Here is a 22,042-nt window from a genome sequence, read left to right as displayed (position 1 = left end):
ACCGTTTTCTTTAAAATGAAACCACATGCTTCAGGTCGGCAATATATACCTGCCTTCGGCCTTCGGGCGCACCATTAAATGCAATGCTTTTGCCGCCGGGGCCCCACACGGGGTGAGGGTCCAGCTTGTACCCGCTGCCACCTTCCAACTGGTTGGCGGCGGTGTATTGTTTGCCTTTGCCGCCTACGTCGTTGGCAATGGTACACAGTATCTGCTCTTCATCGTTGCGGAGGTTGATCAGGCGTATGGGTATTTCGCCGTTGGCGCTTACAATGTATGTTTGTTTCGGATAGGCATCCGCCAGCAGATAGCGGCCGGTATCGTCTATGCTGGGATGCCCGCTGCCGGTATGGCGTTCGCTGAGTATGGTGAAGCCGGAACCGTCATACCTGAACTGGCAGAAGCGCATGTCTTTATAACCAAGCCAGGTGGGCACGCAGTTCATGACCACATGTTCGCCGTCAGGGTGCCAGTTGGGATGATTGCCGGAGCCGCCCGGCGCTTTCTGGTTCCACTTTTCCATGCCCAGGCATTGCGTCAGCTGCGTACCGTCTGCATTCATGCTGAAAAGGGAGGCGTTGCGCCCTTTATTGTTTACCTGCGCGCGGAGCACCTGCAAAATGCGGGTGTTCTGCCGGTTGAACTGGGAATGGAACAGGTACAATATGGCCTGGCTATAGAAAGCATGATCTTCTCCTGACCGTTCCAGGAAGCTGGTAAACGGCGCCAGCAGGGATACCCGGTTGCTGGCAAGGTCTGTTTTCCAAAGCCCTTCCTGCAGCATGTCTTTCCTGGTGAACGGTATGGGGCTGCCGGCCGGCGGGTCCGGCACGGAGTAGCCATACTGCGTCATGTTCATGTTCAGCAACTGCGGGCTTATCACCGAGCGGTTATCCGGCGCCAGGTCATATTTTGCGCCGGCATATACCACAGCCGCCTGATCGCGGACATCCACCCTCACGCATACCACCTTGCCATCAACAACATCGTTGGTATACAGGTAATGGTCGCTGCCGTACTGCCATTGTACATTGGCGCCGAGCTGGAAGCCCCAGGCCTTTGTACGGTATACGGTGCGGATGCTCCGGCGCTCCAGGTCTATCACGCAAACGTCCGCCACATCGCCCCACAAGGCCTTGCCTTTCTGATACGGCAGCCTGGTTACGGCAAAATAGCGGCCGCTGGCGCTCCAGGGTGATTTGTTATAGAAGGTGTGCAGGTAAAAACCATCGTCTGGCGTTATGCATTGCACCGGCGCCAGTGTTTTGCCGGGCCTGTAGGTCTTGAAAGCGTACTGCTTTTCTTCATACCGCGGCAGCTCCAGGCGGAAGATGCCGGGCAGCCACGCGCAGCCCAGCAACCCTGCCGATGTTTTGATAAAAGCTCTTCTTCCCGTTCCGGTCTTCATCATCAATAACCTTTGTTTTGCGGAATGGTGGGAGAGGAGAGGTCTATTTCGTTCTGCGGGATGGGGCGCAGCAGGTGGTGGTCCTGCAGTTCGCCACGCAGGTTCGTCCACGGGTTCATGGCTTTTGTGCGTTCAATCAATTTTTCCGTCCGCTTGAGATCGTACCAGCGCATGTTTTCTCCCAGCAATTCCCTTGCCCGTTCATCCAGGATCATGTCTATGCTGATAGTGGCGGCCGTGGCGCGGTAGTGAACAGAATCGAGAGCGTTGAGCTGGCCAGGCTCTTTTGCCCGGTAGGGATCGATGCCTGCATTGGCGCCCAGCGCCCTGTCAAGCACCCGGTTGTAATATACTTCCGCACCGCCCAGCGCGCCGCTGGTAGCGCCTTTTACAAGGGCTTCCGCGGCAATGAGGTAGGCTTCCGCTGAACGGAAGAGGATCTGGTCAAGCGTGCCGAAGGCATCACCGTACTCTATGTTGGGTTGCCAGAACTTCCACATCATCGGGTGGATGTAGGGATCGTTGAAGCCGGTAGCAGTGGTGTTCTCGCTGTAGTCCGGCACATTATATACCGCATAATGTTTGGTGCCGCCCACGTCTATGCCTTTTTCAGACAGCGGCGCAGGGTCATTCCAGGGCCGGAAGTATATCACCGTATCTCCTTTCTTGATATCTATAGTGATGGAGTTGTCTGCTTTCACAGGTTTGAAACCGTTCTGGTCTTTCAGCGCATATTGGGCGGACACGAAATTCCAGCTATACCGGCTGTCCAGCCGGGGATCATACATGCGGTACATGGCGGGCGTTACCGTCTGTTTTTCCTGGTTGCGGTTATAGTCACTGGTCCTGCCCAGGTTGCCGGGCACCGTTTCCACCTGCCCGCCGAAAATGGAGTGGGCATTGTTGCCCACCGTGGTGACGGTACCGGTGCCGGGATTTTCGTTGGTGAGAATGTTGCTGCTGTATTGTACGGCAAAGACTATCTCCGCGTTCTTGTCGTTTTGTACCGGGTTGCCTTGCAGCAAAGGGTTTTTGGAATGCTGCGGGAACAGGTCGCTGTATTTGGCGGCCAGGGGATAGGCGGCAATGATCTTGTCCGCATAAGAGAGCGCTTGCTGGAAATCCGCATTGCTGCCGCCGAGCGATTGTTTGAAGTTCCAGCCCCTGGTGAGGTGTACGCGCGCCAGCAGGAACTGGGCGGCGCCTTTGGTGGCGCGGCCATAGTCAGACGCCGTGGGCGGCAGTACGTTCTCCGCTTCTTCCAGGTCTTTGATGATCTGGGCGTAAATAGTGGCGGCAGCTACCCTGGTAGCGTCTTTGGAAGGAGATACCGTTTCCGTCAGCGGCATGGGCACATCTCCCCATTGCTGCACCAGGTAGAAGTAGGCCAGCGCGCGGAGAAATTTTGCTTCGGCCAGCCGCACCTGCAGCTGGTCTTCCGGCATTTCCTGCACATTGGCCGCGCGGGAAACCGCGGTATTGCAGCGGCCTATTTCCTGGTACAGGAGTGTCCATAACGACTGCAGGGAAGGCAGTGTTGCATTGAGCGTTGCATCGTAGGCGTTCTCGGCGTTCTGTACGCCGGCAGTGCCGTCCCAACGTTGATTGGTGAACATGTCTGTGCCTTGCAGCACCAGGTCACGCTCCTGGATGATGGTCCTCCACAGCGGGTAGCAGGATTTCACCAGGTCGTTGTAACCGTTGGCGGTAGCATAATACGAATCAGAGGTAGTGACGGAAACGGATACTTCGTTGAGAAAATCCTTGCAGCCGGCGCCTCCCAGCATCATGCCGGCCAATACGATCAAAGTTTTATTATACAGTTTCATGTGTTGCTTTTGAATTTAATAAAGCGGATCAGAACGATGCGTTAAGACCAAATGTGAAATTGACAGACGGAAGGTCGTCTTTATAGGTGCTGGAATTGTATTCCGGGTCAAAGCTGATGAACTTCGTGAATACGAAGGGGTTCATCACCTGGCCGTACAACCTTACACTATTGAGCTTTATCTTTTTCAGCGCGGCCGGCGGCACCACATAGCCCAGCGTAATATCCGTTACGCGCCAGTAAGTGGCGTCGTTATAGAAAATGGCGGAGCGGTAAGGGCCGGCATTGTTGAGCCCGTAATAATCGTTGGTGGGATTTTCCGGCGTCCAGTAATTCAGTGCCAGCGCATTGTAGCGGCCTTTCCCGATCTCGCCCATGGTGCCGGCCACCATGGCATTCCTGTATTGCGCGCCCTGGCGGGTGTATACCATGAAGGAAAGGTCCCAGTTCTTGTAAGTAAAGGAGTTGAGAATGCCGGCCATCCATTTCGGCTGCTGCGAGCCGAGTATCACACGGTCTTCGTCTGCCGTAATTTTTCCATCGTTATTCTGGTCTACCACCCGTACGGTACCGGCTTTCTGGTTGTATTGTTTGGACAGCACGGAGTCTGCCAGCTGCCAGATGCCTGCCAGCTGGTAATCGTAATTAGACCTGAGCGGGTGGCCAACAAAGAGGCTGTTGCCGATGTCTGCCGTAACGCCGCCGCCATACAGTTCCAGTATTTCGTTCCTGTTGGCGGAGAAGTTGATGGTGGTCCTCCACCTGAAATGTTTGGTTTGCAGGTTTACCGTGTTCAGCGCCACTTCCACACCCTTGTTCTGTACCTTGCCGATGTTGGAGGTTACGTTGCTGAAGCCGGTGGAGGTGGGCAGCTGTTGTTTCATGATCAGGTCAAGCGTATTTCTTTTATAGAGGTCGATGTCTGCCAGTATCCTTCCTTTCAGGAACCCGATGTTGAGGCCGATATTCGCTTCTCTGCTCTTTTCCCAGCCCAGTTGCTGGTTGGCAATGTTGGCGGGGGCAAAACCGAAAGCGGAGGCGCCGCCAAAGTCATAGTTGGTGTTGTTGAGTGTAGACTTGGTACCATATGGCGGTACCACATTGTTGCCCACCAGGCCGTAGCTGACCCTGAGCTTCAGATCGGAAAAAACGCCGAGGTTATTTACAAAGGGCTCTTCGATCACTCTCCATGCCAGCGCGGCGGAGGGGAAGAAACCCCACTTGTGCCCGGGCGCCAGTTGGGAGGCGCCGTCCCAGCGGCCGGTAAGGGTGAGGAGGTACCGGTCTTTCCAGCCATAGTTGACGCGGCCCATGTAGGAGAGCAGCGCTCTTTCAGACAGGTCGCTGTTGATGCCCACAATGGTGCCGGCGGAGCCGAGGTTGTGCCAGCCTGATTCGTACGGCAGGTCTTTTACGGATATCATATACTGCTCGTCCCTTCTTTTATAGGCGCTTTGCAGGGCGGTGATGTTCAGGCTGTGTTTGGACACGTTCAGCTTGTAGGTAACCAGGTTATCCAGCGTATAGGATGTTTGTGACTGCGTTTCGTGTGAGGCCGTGGGTTTGGCGGAGCCCAGGTTGGCCTTGGTAAAGGTACCACGGTAGTCCCCAATGCCAGTACCATACACGAAAGTAGAAAGGGAAGAGCGGATAGAGAGGCCTTTCAACGGCGTCAGTTCTACAAAGCCCCTGGCGTTGAAACGGGATTGCTTGGTTTCCAGCAGCTGGTTACCGTCATAAGACTCTACCAGCGGGTTCAATACCTGGTGGTCGTTAATGCCCATCCAGAGCGCATAACCTTTAAAGTCTACATCGGTGCTTTCTGAGGGGTTCAGCACTTCATCGTAATAAGACACGCCGGTAGGGCGCGCGCGGTAGGCGGAGCGGATGGTTTCCAGGGAACCGGTGTTCTGCACGCTGTACGCAAAGTTGGTATTGAAGCCGGCTTTCAGCACTTTGTTGATCTGCGTGGTGATGTTGCCGTTCAGCGTATATCTTTTATAGTTGATGCCGCGGGCAATACCGTCCTGGTTGAGGTAGCCGGCGGAAAAGTAGTAGTTCACTTTTTCAGTGCCGCCGGAAGCAGCCAGTACATGGTTGGTCTGCATGGCGGGGCGGGTAATGAGGTCTATCCAGTCCGTAGATTTGCCGGCGTCTACCAGGGCCTTTTCGGTACTGGTAAGAACGGCAGTGGGATTGGCTTTTACCCATTCCTGCGCGTTTTGCATGGCGGGCAGGTGAGCGGCCTTGCGCATGCCTACGTAGGCATCATAGGTAATGCGGATGGTGCCTGCAATACCCTGTTTGGTGGTAACGATGATCACGCCGTTAGCGCCGCGAGACCCGTAGATGGCGGTGGCGGAGGCGTCTTTCAGCACATCTATGGACGCAATATCACTGGGGTTCAGGCTGTTGAGATCGCCGCCCATGTTACCGTCTATCACCACCAGGGGCGCATTGTCATAATTGATAGAGCCGAGGCCGCGGATGTCTATCTGGAAATCTGTGCCGGGCAGGCTGCTGGTTTTTGCAATGTTAACCCCCGCCGCCTGGCCCTGCAATGCCTGCAGGGGGCTTACCGGGTTGCCGCGCTCTATAACGCCGGAGCTGACGGTGCTGATGGAGCCGGTGAGGTCTTTCCGCTTTTGCGTACCGTAACCTACTACCACTACATCGTTCAGCGATTGTGAAATGGGCTCCATCACAATGTCTACCGTAGCCCTGCCGGCCAGGGGGATTTCCTGGCGGTTGTGGCCCACGTAGGTAAATATCAGGGTATCGTTCAGGTTGGGCACATCCAGGGAATACCGTCCGCTGGCGTCTGTAACGGTTCCTTTTTTGCCTTTTTTTGCTTGTACGGTAACGCCCACCAGCATGGTGCCGGAAGGGTCTGTTACGTTGCCGTTAACGATCACCAGGGGAGCGGCGGGGGCAATGGTTTCCCGCAGTTCAGGCACCGGCGCCCGCACGGGAGCGTCTAGCGCCTCATAGCTCAGCGCTATGCAGTCGTTAACTACCCTGTACCGGATCTTTTTTGGCAGCAGCAGCCTGTCCAGTACTACTTTGAGCACTTCTCCCTGTGCGTTCAGCGTTACTTTCTGGCTGGCGTCAATAATATTGTTACTGTATATGAATTTGACATCTGCCGATCTTTCCAGTTTTTTCAACACCTGGTCCAGGCTGATGCTCTGAACCGAAAGGTCTACCTGGCGGTCAAGAATGGCCTGTCCGTCTGCCGTATGCGCATAGGTAAAGCTGGTAAAGGTGAACGCTATCAATAGCTGGCTAAAGGTGATTCTCATGATTTTACACCAGTTGACGCGAGTTTGTAAATTAAATTTCATAACTTGGAGTGTTTCATTTTGTTAAAAAACTGAGACATAGCAATCTCCCTTCACACGCCAATGTGTTCACTCAGGGTGGTTGCCTGTAACGGTCTGAAGGTGCTGACTCACTTTCAGGCCGTTTTTTCTTTTTTTCCGGTTAGTTAGTTACGTTATCACGGTTTATTATTTTTTGAAGAAAATGATTTGGTTGCCTTGTAATTCATAAGTGATATTCAGGGATGTTTGCATCATGTCTAGAATATCGGGAAGATTTTGGCCGGTGAAATCCGCGTTGAGCAAATATGCCGCGGTAGATTCATCTTTCAGTAATATCTGTACGCCAAACTGCTGGTTGAGCGCTTTAATAACTTTGCTGACAGGGGTGTTGCTGAATGAAAGGCCGGCTTTCTGCCATATGAGCATGGATGCGGCGGCGGAGGAGTCCATGTCCAGCTGCTTGCTCCCCGGTTTATAGGTAATGTGCTGGTCCGGCAGCACGAGCTTTTCCGAACGGTTATCCCCTTCAATGGCAACAGACACCTTGCCTGTGGCCACAGCCACTTCTGTGGGGGCATTTTCGAAAGATCTGATCCGGAAACTGGTACCCAGCACCTTTGTCACAATGCCGTTGCTATAAATGATAAAAGGGCGGCGGGCGTCTTCCTTTACCTGGAAAAACGCTTCACCCGTCATTTTCAGCTGGCGGGCGTTGCCGCTGAACTGCTGCGGGTATTCCAGGCGGGAGTTGGGGCTGAGCCAGACAATGCTGCTGTCTGGCAGCATTTGTTTATGCATGCCCGCGGTAGTGTTGGAAATGGATATCTCGCCGGTAATGCCGGCGCCCGGTACCGCCGGGCCGTCTTTTATCAGCCACCGCGTGCCGAAGGCCAGCGCCAGTACCGCGGCCGCGCCAGACAGTACATAGGCCAAACGCCTGACGGTGGCCTGGCGCTTGTAAACGCGCTGCTCCGCTTCTGTGATGTTTGCCCGTATCCGGCCTCTCATCCGTTCCTGCAATGCCTGCTGGCTGGAAAGGGGGAGTGTCTCGTCAAGCCCTTCTCCAGATTCCAGGGCATCGTACCAGTCATACAGTGCCTGTTCTTCCTCAGCCGTACATTGCTGCTGAAGGTATTTTTCTATAAGCCCGTATGGTATTTCGTTTTTCATTTTCGGGTTGCGGTGTTTGATAGTATGTCCGTTCAAAACACACTTACCCCCAAAGCGGGTCAAAATTTTTTTTCTGGAAGGGCAGGAGGAGATCAAAAAAGGAACAGGAACATTTCCTTGAGGTTCAGGCGGAGGTACTTCAGGGCGCGGGTGAGGTGGTTTTCTACGGTCTTTTCGGAAATTCCCAGTTCTTCCGCAATTTCCCGGTTGGTTTTATGCGAGTGGCGGCTCAATTCAAATACGGAGCGGCACTTTTCCGGCAGCTGGGTAATGGCCTTTGAGAGGTTGTTGCTGAGATCGTTGGCCAGCACCATTTCCTCCGTGAAATTGGTATCACGCACGGGCTGGGCTTTCAGCGATTCGCTGTATTTTTTCCTGATAACTTCTTTCTGGATATAATGGAAGAGATGGTAGCGCACGGCGGTAAAAGCGTACGCTTCAAAAGAGCTGCTGATCTTCAGCTTGCTGCGTTTCAACCAAAGGCTGGTGAAAAAATCCTGCACAATGCTTTCAGACCATTCCACAGACCTTGTTCTGCTGTAGATGGCATTGTATAACTTTTTCCAGTAGCGGTTATAAAGTTCTTCAAATGCAGCCTCATCGCCCTGCTGCATCAATACCAGGATCTCTTCGTTCGATAGTTTATACATACGTGGCTATGTTTTGGCGATGGAACAAAAATATTCATTTGAACATAAAAATTTCATAAATAAAAAACAGATCATGTTATCAGATCAGAACATGTGTATTTTTGATGGCAGTATGGTTGTTTTTAGGAGATTCTGGTTATTTTTATCTATAAAACGGATAAATAATAGCGTGTTTTTGTATTTTACGGTCAGTAAAGTTGGTATGTAAATATTAATAATATTATTTATTCAGTAACCGGAGGGTCTCCCAGCGGCCCCAATTCCTGCATGCATGTGAAAGCCGTGAAGGAACCCTCCGGTTTTTAGGCCGATTTGTCTTTATCCTGTACGCAAAACATTGTGGCTCATGATCAGTGTTACCGCCGCCATTCAACAGATCGCGGCCTGCCGGACCAGTTGGGGAACAGAACAGGTGCTGCCGGAGCACGCCGTTGGCAGGGTATTGTCTGAGCCGCTGGTTACGCCGGAAGGGAAGCCGTTGCTGGATGCCGGCACCCGCATCAACTTTCAGCATATGGCCCTGTTGATGTCTGAAGGCGCCGGCGCGCTGAAAGTACACCGGCCGCCCCGCATCACCGTTCTCAACCTGGGGGAGGAAGCGGCCAATAACTATACGCTAAACACCTTGCTGAAGCAATATACCATTCTGCCGACCGTGAATGAAAGGGTACCGGCGCAGCCCGCGGCTTTGGAAAATGCCATCAGGGAGGGGCTGGAAACAGACCTGCTGGTGATATGCGGAGAAGAAGGCGTACTCAAAATATTACAGGAGCTGGAAGTGGAGCAGGTGTTCCACAAAGTACGGGCAAAACCTTTTAAATCTTTCTGGCTGGGTTACAGCCCTACCAAAACCAGGGTGATGGTGCTGCCGTCCAATACTTTCGGGGTGCAGGTGGGCGGCAAGCTGTTCCTGGAATCGTATATCCGCGCCTGTTGGCAGCTGCCGGCCCTGAAACCCTGGCTGCTGCCCTTTTCGGAAAACAGGTCTGCGGTCAGCGTGCTGGACGAGTTTGTGCCGGCGGCCATGGTGAACAAGAACGGGTTGAAGATCAGGGGGCTGCATTTTTCCAGGAACGCCGAGGTGGCCGCCGCCGCGCATGCAGACGGGTTCATCTGCCACAGTACAGACGCCGGCAGCCTGGAGCCGGGCTCACTGGTGCCGTTCTATCCCTGGATAGATCCGTTCTCGCCACCCGTAAACGGGAGTCATTAACCAACAATTGCCATAATCGGGAAAGGGTGCTTCCAATGTTGCAGAACAGGAAGCACCCTTCAATTTTCAGCAGCGGACCATATTTTTGAGGGGTAGTATCTTATTTAAAAAGCCGGATCTTGATACCTAAACCAAAATTTCCATCAATATTCATATTCCCTTGTACATTTGCGGTTTGCGAAGTGTAGCTGGCCTGCACTTCAATAGAGTTCTTGAACTGGAAGCCCACCCCGGCAGATACGGCGTTGTTGGAGTGGTACAGCGCAAACATGTTCACCGTATTACGGTAGAAGTTCACCTTGGCGCCCACATCGGCTACGGCCTTGTATCCCTTCACGGCGCGGAAAGCCACCAGCGGCTCAACGGAATTGATCTGCGGGCATTTGGTACCGAGCTTGTAAGAAGCGGAGGCAAAAAAGCTGGGACTGCTGCGCGGTTCCACCTCATCCGTATTCCTGAACGTGCGCGTCAGGTTGGGCAGAGACGCCTGCAGGGTCAGCTTCTCATTGGTATAGGCTACGCCAAGGTCTGCCTGGAACTCGTTCCCTTTATTGTTAAATTCATCCACATAAGGGTCTTGCGGGGCGTTCTTGCGTTTTTCTATATGCCGGTTGTCTATTGCACCGGTAACGCCTATATGCAGGTCCTCTTCTTCACTTAGTTCCACATGGTAGGCATAGGTGAGGGCCACACGGTTTTGTTTCAGCACGCCGGCCTGGTCATTCAGAACGGTTAAACCGATCCCCATGCTTTTGCCAAGGCGGTAGTCTCCCGTAAGCGCAAATGTAACAGGCGCGTCCGTTACCTCTTTCCATTGCTTCCGGTAACCGATGTTGATGTTCAGGCCGGAGTCCGCGCCCGCCATAGCGGGATTGACCAGGTACCGGTTCTGGAAATAGGAGGTCAGCAGCGGGTCCTGCGGAGGCATGTTTTTATCAAAGCCCTGTGCTTGAAGTAAATTGGGCAATGAAGCCATGCAAACTATTAAAAGTAAACGAAGAGTAGAGTTTCTTTTCATCAGATATCAATTAGGTACAGGAATATCAATGGGTACAAATCAGTCGGACAACAAATATAGAATTAAAATTAAATTAAACAAAAACATTAATATGATTAAATTTCAATGGGGTGGCGGGTTTGAGAGATTAACTGACTGGTTTTTAACCTGAAGAATACGTATGATGAAAGTTGAAATGCAGGAAATGTTTTTTTCCAAATTGAGGTAAGGGGCATAGAACAGTGCCGGGAAAGGATACTTTGCCCGGCCAGATAAGGGAGGGAGACATCTTTCAGGTTACCTCGCGGCGTTTCTCCCATAAAAGCCTAGAACGGGTACCCGATGGCAATGTTCAGTATCAGGTTCTCTTTCCGCCACTGGCCATCCCCGAAGCTGATCTGGTCAAATACCCATCGCTCTCCGTCAGGCAGCCAGGGTTTCCTTAAAGGGAATGCCACATCGAAGCGTATCAGCAAAATGGATGCGTCAATTCTTAACCCCAGGCCCGCACCTACCGCAATTTCTTTCATGAAGCGGTTAAAGGCAAACACCTGAGACTGCAACGTATCAGGCGCTTTGCCCAGCCAGATGTTGCCGGCATCTACAAAGGCGGCCAGTTCAAGTAAATTGTTAGGCTTGTAGCGCAGCTCGGAGTTGTACTCCAGCTTGATGTCCCCGGCTGCATTGGCCAGCAGCAGGTTGCGGTCAGGGTTGGTATCGCGGTAGGAGCCGGGGCCCAGCGTTCTGGCCCGGAAAGCCCTGATGCTGTTGCTACCGCCGGTAAAGAATTGTTTTACAAAAGGCAGCGTGGGCGGAACGCCCTCTGAATTTTTCCCATAGGCGTACCCGTACCCGGCAAACAGCCGGTTCACCCAGCGGAAGTTATCACTTAGTTTCCAGTAGTGCCGGCCATCCACGTTGGCACGGATGTACTGGGATATTTCGTTGTTCAACAGGCGTTTCACCCCGTCCGCGGCAGTGGGTACCACCAGGCCAGACAGGTTGCCGGCTATGTCTATGTTGAACAGGCCAAAGAAACTGTGATATTTTACAGGAGATTGATTATTAAATATTAAGCTATAGTTACTTCCTAAAATGAATTGCTTGGAAATGGACTGTTTCAGCGCCGGGTCCTGCTCTTTTTGTGCCAGGAACTCGGCAGATTCGTTGCCGGGCAACACGTAGGTGATGGCAACAGGGTAAAGGGCGTGATCGAGAAAACGCGTCTGTTTCCAGAGGTAACCGTACTGGCCGGTAAAGGCGTTCAGGTTATAGAGGTTGGGCCGGTTCAGCAATTCGTATCCCAAACTGAACCTTGTTTTAGGCACAAAAGGCGTGCGGGGGTTGAACTTGATGAAGGGGGTATAAAACCGCGGCATGGTAATGGCCACTTCCGCATTGAGACTATAGGCATTGGTAGACAATTGCGTGGTTTTGCCGCCCACCTGCGTTTCAAAGCCGCCGCCCAGGTTGATCTCCAGCAGGTTGGCCTTTCGCTGAAAGTTCCTGTTTTTGGCGGAGACCTTCACCTGCGACCCTACAAAGCCATTAGACTTGGAGGTGCCTGATACCTCAAATTGCAGGGAACGCTTGGGGTAGGGCGTCAGGAAGAAACGGGCCAACAGCAGCGCGCTGTCACGCATGGGCCTGAAATTGCCGCGTACAAATTTGAAGGTGCCCAGGTTCACCAGCCGCTGCAGGGTGATGTTGTGAGAACTGATACGGTACAGGCTGTCCCGCTGCAGGAACACGCTCCTGTCAAATACAACGGGTTTGTACAGGGAGTCCGGGTCAATAATGGTGAAGTTCTGGTACTTGACGCCCTGGGCATTGCGCTGTACGCTGTCTTTGGCCAGGTCATAGTTGGTGTACAGCTCTACTTCCTTCATCCAGTACTGGCGGATGGCGGTGGCGGGCGTGTTGGGTTTCAGTTTCACGTACAGGTCTACCTGCCCCCTGAGGGAACTGTCTATCTGCACCAGCATGTAGTCAGGCGTAAAATAGTAGAAGCCTTCTTCCTTGAGATGGTCGTGTATGCGCTCCCGTTCGGCCTTTATTTTATCAAGACTGAAATTGTCGTCCGGTTTCAGCAGGGTTTTCCTGGCGTGCAGCATGATCATCCTGCCCAGCACGCCGGTATCGGTATCGAACCGAACGCGGTGAATGGTGTACCGGTGGTTGGGAGTGGCGGTAAATTCCACGCCGGCCTTTTTCTTTCCCTTGTTTTTGATGGTATGGGTCACCTCGGACTGGAAGTAGCCGTTGTCTTCGAGGTAGCTGGTCAGCACTTCATCGTTCCTGTCTGCATTCAACTGGCTCAGCAGCACGGGGGCCTCTCCCCATTTTTTGCGCAGCAGGTAATTAAGGCCCTTGCCCTTGGGCTCGTTGCCGAGGTTATACAGCCACAGCTTGAAGGGCATGCCCAGGAACTTGCGGTTGGGAGTGGGGCGTACGCGCTCGTCTATACCGGCTTTGAGCACGCTGTAGTCTTTTGGTTTCTTTTTTTCCGTCCATTTAACTTCATGGCCGGTGTACAGGCGGTCTCCCTCCGGCACGGTGCGGGTGGAGGAACAGGCGGCCAGTAAAAGGGCCAGTCCGCATAAAATGAGATATTGTCCTGATCTGTTCATGCTACTTATCTTCTTTCCGCAGCCGTTCCTGCTTTTTTTCTTCTTTTTTCCTGCCAAATATTTCCCGGAACTCGTCATAGTCCATTACCAGCATAAAGGTCAGCCCGGTTTCAACGATCTGCCCCTGCACCACGGTTTCCGTTACGTTCCGCTGGTAGGCCCTGATGCGGTAACGCCCGTCCCTGGTGAGGGTGTATTCAGCAGATACGTCTCCTATAATGGAACTGGCGTTCTGGTTTTGAGACTGGGCGCCTGAAATACCGATGTTGGAGCCCACGCTTACGGTAAGGCGGTCACTGAAGAGGCGCTTGCTCACGTCTACCTTCAGGTTGGTGCTTTCTTCCCGGCTGCCGGCGTCTGTATATTCGTTTTCGCTCTGCAGGTCAAAATTCACGTCAAAGCCTTTTATAAGACTGCCCGCCAGGTTGTTGAGCTGCTGAGACACAATTTTGCTCACGCTCTTGCGGGCAATATCTTCCGCCGCGCTACCGCTCTTGCTGTCCAGCTGGTCAAAGGGGCTTTCGGAAATGAAGCGGTTCAGCACCAGCAGGCCCATCACCTGTTTGTTCAGCTCAGACTGCACCTGGTTGATCTGTTTGATGCGGGTGTACACCATACCGCCCAGGGCGCCCTGTTCCCGCTCCGGCATGTCCAGCTCAAAGGCGATCTCCGGCTTCAGCAGCTCCTTGGTGATCTTCAGGTATACCTCTACGGGCACCTTCTGGTTGAAGCGGCCGCGGGTAGGGTCTGTTGAGGATATCTGGTCTTGCAGCAGGTCTCCGGCCACGGCGTTCACGTCGTAGCGGGCGGTTATGTTCACGTCCGCGCTCAGGGGATCGCCGTTCCAGATGATGGTGCTGCCTTTTTCTATCTTGAACTCGCGCTTGATCAATTGGTTGAGAGACATCTGGTATTTACCGTCGTCTATCTCGTACCGGCCGGTAAGGCTCATTTTGCTGCTGGGGTCCATGGTGAGGTTGAGGGTGGCGTTGCCCTTCACTTCCAGGTAGTCTCCGTTGGTACGGTCTATCACTATTTTCATGGTAGATGCCGGCGTTACCGTAATGTCTCCGGAAAATACAATGCCTTTGAGGCCGGTGGTAGCCAGGCGAACGGTGTCTTTGAGCTTGAGCGTGGTATCCAGCCACATGGCGGGATCAATAAATTCCACTACGCCGGCGCGGTCCGCAATGCCGGGGTCTTCTTCGGGTATCATTACCGTTACCTGGGATTTTTCGCGGAGCTTGAGGTCCATTTCCACGCGGGGAAGGTCAAGCGTGCCGCGGATGCGGGCGTCTACATCCACCCAGGCCGGGCCGTAATAAAACTGGTCAGGGTCGTTGTTGGCCTGCGGGCCCAGCGCCTGAAAGTTCTGGGCGGTAAGGTCCAGCTGCAGCTGGAAGCGCTCCAGGTCCCGGGTGAGTATCTGCCCGGTGATCACGGCCTCATTGCCGCTGCTGTCTGCAATAACGAACTGGTTGAAACGCATGCCGGCATCGTCCAGCACCAGGGCTTCAGCGGGTAGTTGTATGATGCTATTGATGGCGGTTACCCGGCCTTTTACTTTTTCAAAATGCAGGTTACCCCTGATTACCGGCTTCTCTGTAGTGCCTTTTACAGTAATGCTGCCGGTGGTAACGCCGCTCATGCCGCTAACGTTGCCAAAGGTGAAGGGCTCGGCGCTTTTCATGCTGAGCGCGGCAATGTCCAGCCGCAGGTCCATAACGTCTGCATAGGTGCCCTGCAGGGTAAGGTCATTGCCATTGCCCTTGATGCCCGCGTTGAGGCTCACGGCTTTTTCCGCAGTGGTCCGCGCGGTGAGGTCAAGGGTGCCGATGGCCGCGCCCATGGCGGCAAGACTGTCTATTTTCAACTGCCCGTCTATAAGCGGCGTGGCATCCAGGTTGCTGACGGTGATGCTGCCGTTGCTGATGCCTTCCGCCAGGGCGGTGTCTTTTTCAATGAGGCTGGTAATGGTGCTGAGGCGGAAGTCTTTGAGCATCACCGTCAGGTCAGGCAGGGTAGCGCCCCCGGCGCGCTGGCCGGTGGTGATTTTCAGCTCCTGGTTGCCTTTCTGCAGGCCAATGTCTGCGAAAGCCACGCCGCCGCCCTGTATCACCATATTATTATCCCCGCTTACGTTCCATGGCTGCCGGTTCAGCAGCAGGTCTTTTTTGAGGGAAATGAGCAGGCTGTCTTGTTCCCCGAACCGTACCAGGCCGCCGAGCTTATACTTGGGCCGGTCGCTGTTGCGGCCCATGAGCAGGTCCCAGTCAAGCAGGCCGCCGCTGGCAGCCACGCTGAGCGAGGTGCGTTGCAGGGGGATCTGCGGATGGTGCAGTGCGCCCAGCAGTATTTTGGTGTCCATGCGGGTGGTGTCTGCGGCCAGGTCTACCTCCAGGGTGTCTACCTTGAACGAGTCGTACCGCATGGTGGGCACGGCAATGTGGGCCAGGAGGAAGCTGCTGTCTGTGTCCATGCGGCCGTTAAGCGTTACGGGTTTGGGCAGGTCTATGTCAGGCAGCAGGCTGCGCAGGCTTTTGGGAATGGAGAGGCTGCCGCTGAACTGCACCCACTGGCTTTCCTGGCCGGCGGGGGCGGGCGGCGCCTGGGCTTCCAGGTGGCGGGTAATGAGGTTGCCGGCGGCGGTGGCAAGGGTCTGGTAATTGAAGTCCCCGAAGGCGCGGATGTAGCCGAAGGGGCCGGTGAGGCTGATCTGCTGCAGGCTGTCTGCCGTGGTGGCTTTCAGCAGAATGCTGTCCATGGCGTACATCTCCTTGTCATCCGTGATCTGTATTTTATGAATAGCGGCAAACCCGGTGAGGCGGCGGGGGGAGAGGTTGTCTACCTCCGCGTCCAGGCATGATTTGACGGTCATGGGAGTGGCGCTGAAGTTGGTAGCCAGCAGGTCCAGCTTGTCCAGGTCGGCGCGCAGCCGCAGGTCAGGGTGAAGGGTGTCCAACTGGCCGGAGGCCTCAAAGCGGGCCACGGCGGCGGGGTCATTGATGCCGCCTTTTACGGCGTAGGCGCCTTTTTGCAGGCGGCCGTCTATTTTCACGCCCTGGTAGGTGTAACGGTTATAGGTGAAAGAGCGGATGTCTACATTGGCCAGGGCGCTGGCGGTTTGCGGATCTGTACCGCTGCCTTTGGCCGTTACGCTGCCCGTGAGGTTGCCCAGGGTGGTGTCTCCCAGCAGGTTGCCCAGTTGCAGGCGGTCTGTATGGAGGGCTACATCATAGCGGATATTTTTGGTGTCCATAAAATTTGCCAGCTCGCCTTTGATGCTGGCGTTGCCCATGTCTGTGGTCAGCGCCAGGTCTGGCCGCAGCAATTGCATGCCGCCGCGCATGCTGCCGTTGAGGGCCAGGCGGTTGGGCAACTTCACGGAGGCGGGCAGGGTGTTGGGCGGCAGCCAGGATGCAAGGCCCCGCCGGCTGCTTTGCAGCTTAACGTTCACCAGGTCTGCCCCCACACGGTCGGGATCTGTTACCTGGTAAGCGGTGCCTTTTACGAAGAGGTAATTGGCGTCATTGTCTTTCACTTCCAGCCCGTCAATGCCGAGTTGGGCCAGGCTGCCTTTCATGCTACCGTGGAGGGATACACGTTTTTTCCAGAGCGGCTGCAGGGAAGGGGTGTTGCGCATGTCCGGCACAAAGAACAGGGCTTCCTTCATGGCCAGGGCAGATGGGCGGATGTCTGCGTTTATTTCCAGCAGCGGCAGCTGGTCTGCCACCGTGGCCCAGGAGCCGGTTTTCAGGTGTATGTCCGCATCAATATTGCTTTCCGCTGTTTGCAGCAGGAAGTTGCTCAGCTGCGCTTCCTGGCTGGTGTAGCGCACCTTGCCCCTGAGCGCTTTGAGCCGCAGGCCGCTTTGCTCCTGCATGGCGCCGCCCAGCAGGGTCACCAGCGTACTGTCTGCGCTGTAGGCCAGGTCTTCCGCCCGCAGCGCCAGCTGGCGGATGTTCATATAATTATAGTCGAGGGCGTTGCGGTAGGGCAGCCTTTTTTCCAGGTGGTTGGACATGGCAAAGTCCACCCCGTTCACCTCCAGTTTTTTGGCGGCCACCTTCCAGGTGTTAGGCGCGGTGCTGGTGTCTGCCGGGGTTTGCAGGGTGTCTTGCGGTTGGGAGAGGTCCAGCGCGGCGGTGGTTTTTTCCAGCAGCAGCTCGTCCGCGGCTACAAGGGTCTGTACCAGGTCAAAACGGGCCTTGCGCAATTGCAGCTTGCCCATGCTGCCGGTGGTGCCCAGGCCGCTGGCTTCGTCTGTATAAGACCATTGGGTATTGCGGATGGCCAGCTCGCGCACGGCCAGGTCAAAGGGCGTGGCGGCCGTGTCTGGCGGCGCGGTGTCTGGCGGGGGAGTGCGGTATTGCTGCAGAACGGAGGCCTGCAGCCCGTCCAGCTGGAAGTTCTTTATATAATATACGCCGTTTTCCGGCTGCAGGGTATCGGGCAGGGCTTCCAGCTTTTGCAGGCGCACGGAAGCCAGCATGCCGCCCAGGGAGTCATTGAAGTTTACGTGTATCCGTTCAAGTTGTATGTTCCCGATCTGGTACCGCAGCGTGGTGCCGGATTCTTCAATGAGGGTATCTTCCTTTGCGCCGGGGCTGCTGAAGGCGTCTATGATAAACTGGTAGTTGAAAGAAGAGTCTGCCGCCGGGCGGTAAATGTTCACCACCGCATCTTCCCAGCGGAGGGTGTTGATCTTTAGCTCGTTGCCGAGCATGGCCAGCAGGTTGTATTTTACGGCCAGTTCCCCGCTGGAGAGCAGGGTGTCTTTACGCGTATCTCCCACGTACACGTTTTTCAGCGTCATGGAATTCCACCAGGAAAAACGGAGGCTGCCGATGTTCACCTCCGTTTTCAGCTGCCTGCGCAGGTAGGATTCGGCTTTGGAGCGCATAAAATCCTGCACCACGGGCAATTGCAGCAACAGAAGAAGGAGAACGGGCAGCAAAAGCAATGTCAGCACGCTACCTATGATCCAGCGTAAGATTTTTTTCCGGCGGGGGGTACTCACGTATTAATTACAATTTATATCGGTAAATGGTTACTTCCACTCAAATATCATACCTGCGGCAAAAATAAGGCATTAGCCCCTATCCTGTTAGAAAAGAACGCGTAATCATATGATTATAATTGTAATAACTGTGAAAAAATGTATAATTTAGTCCCCGGTTATGGTACATGTAAATACTTTAAACGGCATTACAGCGTTCTAATAATCGGTAACCTGTTAAAACCATACAACCTTGAAAAAGATCATCGGGTTTGTTTTATTCATCTCTGCCCCTTTTATCAGTACAGCACAAGATTGGCATGTAGGCCTCATAGGCGGTATCAGTAACTATAGCGGGGACCTTTCAGAAAAACGCGTGGACTTCCGGTATACCAAACCAATGGTAGGTTTAATGGTGAAGAAGGATATGAACCGCTACCTCACCCTGAGGGCGGGGTTCAGTTTTGGTATGATAGCCGCGGCAGATGAAACGAATGAAAGCGTAGCGCTGCAGGCCAGGAACCTGAGTTTCCAGTCCAACCTCTGGGAAGGCCAGATAGGCGCTGAGTGGAACATCCTGGATATAGACGATAAAGGATTCACGCCTTATATTTTCGGCGGGGTGGCCGTATTCAGTTTTTACCCCTGGGCAAGAGACACCGCCGGCAACAAAATACCGCTGCGCCGCCTGAGCACGGAAGGGCAGGGCCTGCCGCAGTACCCTGAAAGGGGCAACCAGTACGCCCTGCACCAGGTAGCCATTCCGTTTGGCGTAGGGTTCAAATACCTTTTTACAGACCGGTGGACCGTTGGTGTGGAAATAGGCTTGCGCCCCACTTTCACAGATTACCTGGATGATGTCAGCACCGGTTACGTAGACCAGAACACGCTGCTGGCGGAAAGAGGCCAGCTGGCGGTAGACATGGCTTACCGGGGAGACGAGCCGGGCAAAGGCCCCCTGGGCACTTACCCGCTAGATGGCGCGCAACGCGGCTCCGCCAAATACAAAGACTGGTACACTTTCTCCGGCCTCACCGTAATGTACCGCTTTGGAAGCGGCTCCGGCGGCAGGCGCAGCACCAACTTCTCCCGCTGTTTCAAAATGTAGATATTATTTGGCATGATGGTTGTTGATAAGAGATTATCACACCCCCAATCAAGTCCACATAGAAAAAAAGGAAAAGACTGCTTTTATTGGCAGTCTTTTTTTATAGTGATGTTTTTGTTGTCCTAAAACCCTTTCCCATCAAGCGTTACAGCGGCAACAACCATATTGGCATACTTCTTGGATTTAAGCTTGCAAGTCCGTCCGCCAACAAAAAAAGGGGATCAACGGACGCAGAAAAACCAATTTTAAAACAGCAGGCTATGAAGAAGCTACTTCTGGTAATGCTCCTCCTGGGAGCAACCTATGCAACGCAGGCACAGAGACGGGGCCACGACCGTTACCCGGTGCGCACGGTGTATTCGGAACGTCATTATCATGACGACGATCACGACCGCCGCGGCAGGGGGCACGGGCACGGCCATTACAAGCACAAGAAGTACAAGCATCGTGACTACAGAAGGGACGATTGCTACCGTGCAGAAAGAGTAGTGGTGGTACGGCCGCGCTATCCTTACCCGCCTCCGCCGCCCCCGCTTCCGCGCAGGCCAAGGGTATCTGGTGTAATTGTGTTCGGTAACTAACATTGCACCTTCCGTTTTAACCTAATTTATTCTTGTTGTCACAATAACTTGGACCGGGCCGCTTTTCAGCGGCCCCTTTTTTCCACTTTTTTTATCCCGATTGTTTTACTCACAACCCCTGGGCCCCGGTTTTCCGGGGTCTTTTTTTATGTGCCTGAACCGCCGTACTTTTGTGCCTTGAACGAAAGCATGGACCTATGGCATACAAGCATCTCAGGCATTTTATAGACACGCTTGAAAAAGCGGGAGAAATGGTGCGTATCAGCACGTATGTAGACCCGAAGCTGGAAATAGCGGAAATAACGGACCGTATCAGCAAATCTCCTGACGGCGGCAAGGCCCTGCTGTTCGAGAATACGGGGTACGATTTTCCCGTGCTGATCAACTCCATGGGCAGCTACCGCCGCATGTGCATGGCGCTGGGCGTGCAGGAGCTGGATGATGTGGCCCGTGAAATAGAGACCTTGTTCAAAATGCTGTCCAAACCCAAGGAGAGCATCATAGATAAATTGCAGATGCTGCCCAAGCTGGGGCAATTCGCATCCTGGATGCCGAAGGTGGTGGGTGGCAAGGGCGCCTGCCAGGAAGTGGTGATGGCCTCGCCAGACCTGGGGAAGCTGCCGGTAATGACCTGCTGGCCTAAAGATGGCGGCCCCTTCATCACCCTGCCGGTGATCCACACCAAAGACCCGCATACCGGCTCCCGCAACGTAGGCATGTACCGCATGCAGGTGTTTGAAAAAGACATGACGGGCATGCACTGGCATAAACACAAGGTATCCGCCAAACATTTTTCCGAATACAAAAAGCTGAACAAACGCATGCCTGTGGCGGTAGTGCTGGGGGGAGACCCCGTGTACACCTATTCCGCCACCGCACCGCTGCCGGAGAACGTAGATGAATACATGCTGGCGGGCTTTCTGCGTAAAAAGAAAGTAGAGCTGGTGAAATGCATCACCCAGCCCGAGCTGGAAGTACCGGCAGATGCGGATTTTGTGATAGAAGGATATGTAGAGCCGCACGAAGAGCTGATATGGGAAGGCCCCTTTGGGGACCATACCGGGTACTATTCCCTGGCAGACTGGTACCCCCGCTTCCATGTTACCGCCATCACCCACCGTAAAGACGCCGTGTACCCCTCCACCATTGTAGGCATTCCCCCGCAGGAAGACGCCTGGATAGGGAAGGCCACGGAAAGGATCTTCCTGGCGCCCATCAAGATGACGCTGGTACCCGAAATTGTTGATATGGAAATGCCGGTGGAAGGGGTGTTCCACAACCTGGTTATTGCGCAGATAGCCAAAGACTATCCCGGGCAGGCCCAGAAGGTCATGAACGCCATGTGGGGCGCAGGGCAGATGATGTTCAATAAAATTCTGGCCGTAACGGATACGGGCACACGCATTGCCGACTACAAAGCACTGGCGCAGTACGCCTTCAGGAACCTGAACCCGGCTACAGACGTGTACTTCAGCCAGGGCCCTATGGATGTGCTGGACCATTCCTGCTCCCGCATGGGCTTTGGCGGGAAGATGTGTATAGATGGCACCGCCAAACATGAAGAAGAGAAAGACGAGCGGTTTGACGATGGCGTTTTTACGCCCGCCGTGAACGAAGCCGCCCTCAAAGCCGCTTTCCCGGAAATAAAACAGGTGAACGCCTCGTTGCTGCAGGCAGGCATTCCCTGCATCATCGTAGCAGTAGAAAAAAGCCGCCGCAACCATGTACGGGAGCTGCACTCGCAACTCTGCGCGCAACCCGGTATGGAAGGCGTTAAAATGGTGCTGTACGTAGAACATACGGTAGACGCGGCAGACCTGCCCTCGGCGCTCTGGCGGTTCTGCAATAACCTGGACCCCAAGCGGGACAATATCCTTACAGAGGTCCCCTCCAGCCGCAACCCTCACAAGGTAACCGCCTGCCTGGGCCTGGACGGTACTATCAAAACAAAAGAGCACGATGATTTTCAGCGTGACTGGCCCAACATCATTGTAGCAGACGATGCCACCATCAAGGCCATAGACGAAAAATGGGGCCAGTTGGGCCTGGGGCCTTTCCTGCCTTCACCATCGTTAAAATATAAACAGCAGATATATGGGGACGGGGCTGTAGTGGCGCTGTAGAACTATATTTTT

At 54.1% G+C, this 22,042-nt stretch carries 12 protein-coding genes; 4 read left to right on the top strand and 8 right to left on the bottom strand.

Annotated elements, in window-relative coordinates:
- Nucleotides 1-10: 10 nt before the first annotated feature.
- From D3A97_RS23925 to D3A97_RS23905, 5 genes are all read right to left on the bottom strand, one after another.
- Nucleotides 11-1,411 carry a TolB-like translocation protein gene (locus D3A97_RS23925; RefSeq protein WP_157986739.1) on the bottom strand — a complete coding sequence of 467 codons (1,401 nt, stop codon included), beginning with the start codon at nucleotides 1,409-1,411 and terminating at the stop codon, nucleotides 11-13.
- Nucleotides 1,411-3,237, bottom strand: coding sequence for a RagB/SusD family nutrient uptake outer membrane protein (locus tag D3A97_RS23920; RefSeq protein ID WP_119081101.1), 1,827 nt, complete (start codon nucleotides 3,235-3,237; stop codon nucleotides 1,411-1,413). Before D3A97_RS23920 ends, D3A97_RS23925 begins: the two co-directional genes overlap by 1 nt.
- 28 nt (nucleotides 3,238-3,265) lie before the next feature.
- Nucleotides 3,266-6,538, bottom strand: a complete 3,273-nt coding sequence (locus D3A97_RS23915) for a SusC/RagA family TonB-linked outer membrane protein (protein WP_157986738.1) — start codon at nucleotides 6,536-6,538, stop codon at nucleotides 3,266-3,268.
- Nucleotides 6,539-6,745: 207 nt separating this feature from the next.
- Nucleotides 6,746-7,729: a FecR family protein gene (locus D3A97_RS23910; RefSeq protein WP_157986737.1), complete on the bottom strand. Its 984-nt coding sequence runs from the start codon at nucleotides 7,727-7,729 to the stop codon at nucleotides 6,746-6,748.
- 92 nt (nucleotides 7,730-7,821) lie between these two features.
- On the bottom strand, nucleotides 7,822-8,379 hold the full coding sequence (locus tag D3A97_RS23905) for an RNA polymerase sigma-70 factor (protein ID WP_119081098.1): 558 nt from the start codon (nucleotides 8,377-8,379) through the stop codon (nucleotides 7,822-7,824).
- A gap of 346 nt (nucleotides 8,380-8,725) precedes the next feature.
- Between D3A97_RS23905 and D3A97_RS23895 the strand changes: the two genes are divergently transcribed.
- On the top strand, nucleotides 8,726-9,592 hold the full coding sequence (locus tag D3A97_RS23895) for a molybdopterin-binding domain-containing protein (protein WP_119081096.1): 867 nt from the start codon (nucleotides 8,726-8,728) through the stop codon (nucleotides 9,590-9,592).
- Nucleotides 9,593-9,692: 100 nt separating this feature from the next.
- Here the strand turns inward: D3A97_RS23895 and D3A97_RS23890 are convergent, their stop codons facing one another.
- The 3 genes from D3A97_RS23890 to D3A97_RS23880 form a co-directional block, all read right to left on the bottom strand.
- Entirely contained in the window at nucleotides 9,693-10,520 is an 828-nt protein-coding gene (locus tag D3A97_RS23890; protein WP_157986736.1) for a PorP/SprF family type IX secretion system membrane protein, read from the bottom strand.
- 395 nt (nucleotides 10,521-10,915) lie between these two features.
- A complete protein-coding gene (gene tamL / locus D3A97_RS23885; RefSeq protein ID WP_157986735.1) occupies nucleotides 10,916-13,219 on the bottom strand; it encodes a translocation and assembly module lipoprotein TamL in 2,304 nt (767 codons plus the stop codon).
- Between the two features lies 1 nt (nucleotide 13,220).
- Nucleotides 13,221-18,191, bottom strand: a complete 4,971-nt coding sequence (locus tag D3A97_RS23880) for a translocation/assembly module TamB domain-containing protein (protein WP_157986734.1) — start codon at nucleotides 18,189-18,191, stop codon at nucleotides 13,221-13,223.
- A gap of 280 nt (nucleotides 18,192-18,471) precedes the next feature.
- Between D3A97_RS23880 and porG the strand changes: the two genes are divergently transcribed.
- From porG to D3A97_RS23865, 3 genes are all read left to right on the top strand, one after another.
- A complete protein-coding gene (gene porG, locus D3A97_RS23875; protein WP_119081092.1) occupies nucleotides 18,472-19,326 on the top strand; it encodes a type IX secretion system protein PorG in 855 nt (284 codons plus the stop codon).
- Between the two features lie 260 nt (nucleotides 19,327-19,586).
- Nucleotides 19,587-19,907 carry a hypothetical protein gene (locus D3A97_RS24965; protein ID WP_157986733.1) on the top strand — a complete coding sequence of 107 codons (321 nt, stop codon included), beginning with the start codon at nucleotides 19,587-19,589 and terminating at the stop codon, nucleotides 19,905-19,907.
- A gap of 197 nt (nucleotides 19,908-20,104) precedes the next feature.
- Nucleotides 20,105-22,030, top strand: coding sequence for a menaquinone biosynthesis decarboxylase (locus D3A97_RS23865; RefSeq protein ID WP_119081090.1), 1,926 nt, complete (start codon nucleotides 20,105-20,107; stop codon nucleotides 22,028-22,030).
- Nucleotides 22,031-22,042: the final 12 nt, after the last annotated feature.

Origin of the sequence: Chitinophaga alhagiae, assembly GCF_003568665.1 — a bacterium.
Taxonomy (GTDB): domain Bacteria; phylum Bacteroidota; class Bacteroidia; order Chitinophagales; family Chitinophagaceae; genus Chitinophaga; species Chitinophaga alhagiae.
This window is presented reverse-complemented; position numbering and strand designations above follow the sequence as displayed.